We start from the raw sequence: 1,496 nt of genomic DNA on the forward strand, positions 1-1,496 counted from the left end.
AGTACAAATGCTATTGGGTCACTCTGATATAAGAATTACTTTAGATATTTACACACACATCACAAAAAAGAACCAGGATGATGCAATTGACGCACTTAAAAAATTAGATCTGTAAATAAAAAAGCACTTTGTTAGCCAAAAGTTAGCCAAAAAGTGTTATTTACTACTATAAATATTGATATACTACAATTATTTGCTTTAACTACGGAGATTGAGAGATTCGAACCCTCGCGCCAGCCTTAGCCAACCTACACCCTTAGCAGGGGCGCCTCTTCAGCCTCTTGAGTAAATCTCCAATGGGCCTAAATGGACTTGAACCATCGACCTCACGCTTATCAGGCGTGCGCTCTAACCAGCTGAGCTATAGGCCCATTTTAAGCGGGTAACGAGAATCGGACTCGCGACTAAAGCTTGGAAGGCTTTCATTTTACCACTAAACTATACCCGCTTTTTCCTATAAATGGCGCGGGACGGAATCGAACCGCCGACACAAGGAGCTTCAATCCTTTGCTCTACCAACTGAGCTACCGAGCCATTCTACGGTCCCTACCGGATTCGGACCGGTGATCTCCTCCGTGACAGGGAGGCGTGATAACCCCTACACCAAGGGACCAATTGCGGGAACAGGATTTGAACCTATGACCTTCGGGTTATGAGCCCGACGAGCTACCAGACTGCTCCATCCCGCGATATTTACCTTTTTATAAAAAAAACAAAGATCTCTATGGACCTTGTAGGACTCGAACCTACGACCCGACGGTTATGAGCCGTCTGCTCTAACCAACTGAGCTAAAGGTCCAACTTACCTTTTATAGCGGCGGGGGGGATCGAACCCTCGACCTCCCGGGTATGAACCGGACGCTCTAGCCAGCTGAGCTACACCGCCATTCATTTCCTTGTAACCTTGTTACAATCGGGAAAACAGGATTCGAACCTGCGACCCCCTGGTCCCAAACCAGGTGCTCTACCAAGCTGAGCCATTTCCCGTTATGGTGCACCCTGAAGGATTTGAACCTTCAACCTTCTGATTCGTAGTCAGACACTCTATCCAGTTGCGCTAAGGGTGCATCATTATATGCCGAGGACCGGAATCGAACCGGTACGGTTGTCACCAACCGCAGGATTTTAAGTCCTGTGCGTCTGCCAGTTCCGCCACCCCGGCATTATAATGATAAGCGGAAGACGGGATTCGAACCCGCGACCCCCACCATGGCAAGGTGATGTTCTACCACTGAACTACTTCCGCATTATGCCGATTAAAGGATTCGAACCTTCGACCCCCTGTTTACAAGACAGGTGCTCTAGCCAACTGAGCTAAATCGGCTTCCTATTCTTTTTTTCTGTTTACTCACAGAATACGGGTGATGAGACTTGAACTCATACGTCCGGAGACACTAGAACCTAAATCTAGCGCGTCTGCCAATTCCGCCACACCCGCAAAACTTGGGTCTAATGAGTCGTGGCAGGCTCGAACTGCCGACCCTCTGATTAAAAGT

14 tRNA genes are annotated in these 1,496 nt (G+C 48.1%); all 14 read right to left on the reverse strand.

Going from position 1 to position 1,496, the window contains the following annotated elements:
- Nucleotides 1-205 precede the first annotated feature (205 nt).
- The 14 genes from HMPREF0520_RS04340 to HMPREF0520_RS04405 all read right to left on the reverse strand — a co-directional run bounded on the left by HMPREF0520_RS04340 (nt 206) and on the right by HMPREF0520_RS04405 (nt 1,438).
- Nucleotides 206-295, reverse strand: a tRNA-Ser gene (locus tag HMPREF0520_RS04340).
- 2 nt (nt 296-297) lie between these two features.
- Nucleotides 298-371, reverse strand: a tRNA-Ile gene (locus tag HMPREF0520_RS04345).
- Nucleotides 372-377: 6 nt separating this feature from the next.
- Nucleotides 378-448, reverse strand: a tRNA-Gly gene (locus HMPREF0520_RS04350).
- A 13-nt stretch (nt 449-461) separates the two neighbouring features.
- Nucleotides 462-534: transfer RNA gene (locus HMPREF0520_RS04355), tRNA-Phe, on the reverse strand.
- Nucleotides 535-540: 6 nt separating this feature from the next.
- Nucleotides 541-613 (reverse strand) — tRNA-Asp (locus tag HMPREF0520_RS04360).
- Between the two features lie 2 nt (nt 614-615).
- Nucleotides 616-689, reverse strand: a tRNA-Met gene (locus HMPREF0520_RS04365).
- Nucleotides 690-725: 36 nt separating this feature from the next.
- Nucleotides 726-799: transfer RNA gene (locus HMPREF0520_RS04370), tRNA-Ile, on the reverse strand.
- Nucleotides 800-812: 13 nt separating this feature from the next.
- A tRNA-Met gene (locus tag HMPREF0520_RS04375) sits at nt 813-886 on the reverse strand.
- 27 nt (nt 887-913) lie between these two features.
- A tRNA-Pro gene (locus HMPREF0520_RS04380) sits at nt 914-987 on the reverse strand.
- Nucleotides 988-990: 3 nt separating this feature from the next.
- A tRNA-Arg gene (locus HMPREF0520_RS04385) sits at nt 991-1,067 on the reverse strand.
- A 9-nt stretch (nt 1,068-1,076) separates the two neighbouring features.
- A tRNA-Leu gene (locus HMPREF0520_RS04390) sits at nt 1,077-1,162 on the reverse strand.
- A 12-nt stretch (nt 1,163-1,174) separates the two neighbouring features.
- Nucleotides 1,175-1,246: transfer RNA gene (locus HMPREF0520_RS04395), tRNA-Gly, on the reverse strand.
- A 4-nt stretch (nt 1,247-1,250) separates the two neighbouring features.
- Nucleotides 1,251-1,324: transfer RNA gene (locus HMPREF0520_RS04400), tRNA-Thr, on the reverse strand.
- 32 nt (nt 1,325-1,356) lie between these two features.
- Nucleotides 1,357-1,438: transfer RNA gene (locus HMPREF0520_RS04405), tRNA-Leu, on the reverse strand.
- Nucleotides 1,439-1,496: the final 58 nt, after the last annotated feature.

The sequence above is a fragment of the Lactobacillus iners DSM 13335 genome (assembly GCF_000160875.1).
Lineage (GTDB): Bacteria > Bacillota > Bacilli > Lactobacillales > Lactobacillaceae > Lactobacillus > Lactobacillus iners.